Annotated in this window: 3 protein-coding genes; 2 read left to right on the top strand and 1 reads right to left on the bottom strand. The window is 29.0% G+C overall.

Going from position 1 to position 4,022, the window contains the following annotated elements; all coding sequences use genetic code 11:
• Nucleotides 1-1,431 (bottom strand): sodium:solute symporter (locus U9R42_15005; protein MEA3497334.1); only part of this gene is annotated, 1,431 nt, incomplete at its 3' end.
• A 145-nt stretch (nt 1,432-1,576) separates the two neighbouring features.
• Between U9R42_15005 and U9R42_15000 the strand changes: the two genes are divergently transcribed.
• Entirely contained in the window at nt 1,577-2,170 is a 594-nt protein-coding gene (locus tag U9R42_15000) for a hypothetical protein (protein MEA3497333.1), read from the top strand.
• Nucleotides 2,171-2,600: 430 nt separating this feature from the next.
• On the top strand, nt 2,601-3,650 hold the full coding sequence (locus tag U9R42_14995; protein MEA3497332.1) for a transporter substrate-binding domain-containing protein: 1,050 nt from the start codon (nt 2,601-2,603) through the stop codon (nt 3,648-3,650).
• The last annotated feature ends 372 nt before the right edge of the window (nt 3,651-4,022 follow it).

Here is a 4,022-nt window from a genome sequence, read left to right as displayed (position 1 = left end):
TAAAAGTCCTAAAAACATAATAATTCCATTAAGGATAAGAAGCTCATAGCCGAAGATGTATCCGTTAAGCCATTGTTCGGAATTTGAACTTATAAAATAACAAAACAATGGAGATAGTATTGCTATTATCAAGACTTTATAAGAATCGGTTATTTTATATTTTGTCAATAAACCAAAAGCATATAATCCTAAGAGTGGACCATAGGTATAACCTGCAACTGTAAATAATGCATCAATTACACTTGTATTATTAATTGCTTTGAAAGCAAGAATTACAGCTATCAAAACAATTGAAAATCCAACATGAACTCTTTTTCTAATAGTTTTTTCTTTTATTTCGTTTTTATATTTTTTTACATTTAAAATATCAATACTAAATGATGTTGTAAGGGCAGTAAGGGCAGAGTCGGCACTTGAATAGGCTGCTGCGATTATTCCGAGTGTGAAAAATAAAACAACAATAGGATTAAGATAGCCACCTGTAGCAATCATCGGGAAAGCAAGGTCGGTATCGGCAGGAAGAATTATTCCGCTTTGTGAAGCAAAAATATAAAGCAAAGCACCAAGCGAAAGGAAAAGAATGTTTACAGGTATTAAAGCAATGGTAAACCAAAGAATATTTTTTTGACCTTCTTTAATATTTCTGCAACTGAGATTTTTTTGCATCATGTCTTGATCCAAGCCTGTCATGGCGATAGCAATAAATGCTCCGCCAAAAAAGTTTTTCCAAAAATAGCTTTTTGCTTTCCAGTCATCAAAGAAAAATGTTTTTGAATAATCACTATCGGAAATTGTTGCAACTAATTCATTGAAATTTAAATTCAAGGTTTTACTAATAATGTAAACGGTTATTCCAACTGCGACTAACATAAATAATGTTTGAAGTGTATCTGTCCAAATAATTGTTTTAATGCCTCCTTTGAAAGTGTATATCCAAATAAGTAAAATTGTGATTACCACTGTGGCATAAAAAGGAACATTCCAATTGTCGAGTATTGCATATTGTAAAATATTTGCAACAATAAATAATCTTGCAGCAGCACCAAAAGTTCTTGAAAAAAGAAAAAAGACTACTCCTGTCTTGTATGACCAAAATCCAAATCGTTGTTGAAGATAGGAATAAATGGAGGTTAGATTTAGTTTGTAATAAACAGGCATTAAAATAACAGCGATAACGAAATACCCGAATAAATAACCTATAACAACTTGTAGGTAAGAAAATTGACTTGCACCAACCCATCCGGGAATAGAAATAAATGTTACTCCCGAAAGTGAGGCTCCAATCATTCCGAATGCAACAATGTACCAAGGTGATTTTCTGTTGCCGAGAAAAAAAGATGCATTATCCGCCTTACGGCTTGTAATTTGAGAAATTAAAATTAGTACGAAAAAATATGCAATAATTACTATTGAAAGACTTAATGGGGACATTTAATAGTTTTTAAAATTTTCTTCAAAAGTAAGATTATTTTTAATACACCTTTTCTAAACAAGAACTTTTTACAAAAAAACAAAATATTAGAGACAAATAATGATTTTTTTTGTGAGTTGATTTTATTTTTCATAATTTTGAAAAATGAAAAAATCTAAAGGTAAAAACGAGAAACAATTATTAGAAATACCGGAAGAATTTTTTTCTTTTTCTAAAAATGCTCCTTTTACAAATTGTCTTGTTTGTAACAAAGAATTAAGAAAAAACTCTGTTACATATTTTATTGAAAAAGCAATAAAAAAATATATAGAATTTGACACTGAAGATGTGATTTTCGAATATGCAATTTGTATGGATTGTGCAATGACAATGCAAAAATCATTTTCCAAAAAATCTCTTTTAAAGATTTTTAAATACATGACTTCACATGCAAAATTGATGAGAAGAAGAAAAAAACTTGAAGGTAATGAGAGCATAGAGGCAAGGATTTCAGAATGTATGATAAAAGGCATCCCCAAAGAAGAGCTTTCAGAATACCAGATAGCTGCACAATGTATAGGTGATAAAATAATAATTTCCGAATTTCCATATCTGATTTCAGGGGAAGCAATGGATGAAATTTCCAATTTAATTTCAAATAAAACCCTTGACCAAATGGATAGGTTTAAAAATAAATATTTTACTCCTCCCGTTGAATTGGAAGATCTTTTTAAAGATAAAAAGTTGATGTTTGTTTAAAACAACAAATTAAACGCACTAAGCGAAGTTCATACAGACTAACTTCGCTTCAAACGGATTCTTTCATTACAAGTCCGCATGGACTCAACTATGGTAATAATGAATATTGAACAAGGAATAAAGAATTTTGAAGTAAAAAGATGACGATGAGCAATTTTTGTGGTCAGCAAATTTCATTATTCATAATTCCTTGTTCAATATTCGATATTTTCGTAACAATATATATGCTGAGCTGTCAGAAACTATGTTTCGTTGTATCGTGTAAACGGATAATAATCAATACGATAAATAGAATACCAAAGTTCAAATTATAAGCAGTCGAACTATAGTTTTCGTTAAGTTTGTTGTTCTGAATTTTAAAAAAGAATAAACCCTTTTGCAGTTAAAAATATTAATATTATCTTTGACAACAATCCCTAAAGTCCTTATTATGAAAAAAATTGTAGTTCTTTTTATTGCTTTTGTTTTAGTGAATTCATTTTATTCTTTTTCAAACACTCAAAAAGAAAAACAGAAAATAATTGTTGGCGTAAAAGAAACACCTCCTTTTATTATTAATGAAGAAGGAGCTTACAGTGGAATAAGTATTGATATTTGGAAGGATATTGCAAAACGTCTGAAATTAGATTTTGAATATAAAAATTATAATTCACTTTCGAGTTTGCTGGATGCAGTTAAAAATAATGATGTGGATATTACAATTTCACCCCTTACTGTAACAAGCGGAAGGCTTACAGAGTTTGATTTTATGCAACCTTTTTACATTACAAACTTAACTATTGCAATCAGTAAAGGGAGCAATTCATTTAGCAAAAAGTTTTTTTCGATAGGCTTGTTAAAAACATTTGTTTTTATTCTGATAGTTTTAGTCATTTTAGGAATAATGCTATGGCTGAGTGAGAGAAAACATTATAATAAATTTAACAAAGGAATTGCCGGTATTTGGCATTCAATAATTTATTTACTAAAACTGAAGAAACAAGATAATGATGCAGTAACAAAATCAGGAGGATTGATTTCAATTTTGTGGGGATTTGCTATAATTTTTATAATTTCGGGATACGGAGCTTCTGTTTTCTTTTCACTACAAATAAATAAACTTGAAAATGATATTAAATCTGTAAATGACCTAAGCGAAGTAAATGTAGGTTGTATCAGTCAATCAAGTACAGCGGAATATTTGATTTCTAAAAATATTGATTTTAAAGAATATGCTACACTTGAAAAATTGTTAGAAGCCTTAAAGAAAAATGATATTGATGCAGTTGTACATGACGCTCCGATATTGAAATATTATGTTTTTAAAAATAAATTGGATAATGACTTTTCAATACTTCCTGTAACTTTCAATAAGCAATATTACAGCTTTGCAGTTTCTCATAAATCGCCATTGCAATACAAAATAAATCCTGCTCTTTTTAATGAAATTGAATGTGGAAATATGGATGAAATTTTAGGAAAATATAATCTTTTAGAGTAGAAGTTTCCTAACCCGGATAAACCGGAAAAGAATAACTGCCACAGACTTCGTCTGTCGAAGACATGCTAAGTGTAATAGAAGTAAGACTACGTCTGTCAAAGACAGATTCACAGATTTTAAACTACCTTTGGTAGTTTGTATAAAAATTTATTCTAGTAAATTTCTTTTAATCTGTGAATCTGTGGCAGTTTATATTACACGAATATTAAAAATAAGAGCCTAAAAAAAAACCAATAAATTTTTATTTTACTTATCACTCCCAATTTTTAATATTCTATCTGTTCTTATACAATTATTATTTTCATCAAATACTTGAACAAAATAAAATCCGGATTCTAATTTTTCTATTTGAATTGTGTTTTTATTTTGCGA

The organism is Bacteroidota bacterium, from assembly GCA_034723125.1.
Taxonomy (GTDB): Bacteria; Bacteroidota; Bacteroidia; order CAILMK01; family JAAYUY01; genus JAYEOP01.
This window is presented reverse-complemented; position numbering and strand designations above follow the sequence as displayed.

Bases quoted from the DNA above. Each gene is read 5' to 3' on its own strand.
- U9R42_14995 (MEA3497332.1), top strand. From the start codon at position 2,601: ATGAAAAAAATTGTAGTTCTTTTTATTGCTTTTGTTTTAGTGAATTCA.
- U9R42_15000 (MEA3497333.1), top strand. From the start codon at position 1,577: ATGAAAAAATCTAAAGGTAAAAACGAGAAACAATTATTAGAAATACCG.